Origin of the sequence: Thioalkalivibrio sp. XN8, assembly GCF_011058255.1 — a bacterium.
Taxonomy (GTDB): domain Bacteria; phylum Pseudomonadota; class Gammaproteobacteria; order Steroidobacterales; family XN24; genus XN24.
On record NZ_JAALFH010000014.1, the window covers coordinates 1 to 218 of the forward strand.

Genomic DNA, 218 nt, shown 5'->3' on the forward strand with positions numbered 1-218 from the left:
CTTCAGCCTATGGGGATTTCCCAGTATCGCCTGGCGAAGGAAATCAGCGTGCCGCAGCGGCGCATTGGTGAGATCGTACACGGCAAGCGGTCAATTACTGCGGACACTGCACTGCGACTTGGTAGGTACTTTGGCATGGAAGCGCAGTTCTGGCTGAACCTGCAGACGCGTTACGACTTGCTACGCGCGGAGGAAGAATTGGACGAGCGACTTGATAA

1 protein-coding gene is annotated in these 218 nt (G+C 56.0%); it reads left to right on the forward strand.

The genetic code is table 11. From position 1 onward, the window contains the following. Window positions 1-218 (forward strand): HigA family addiction module antitoxin (locus G6N75_RS02025; protein ID WP_165346404.1); only part of this gene is annotated, 218 nt, incomplete at both ends.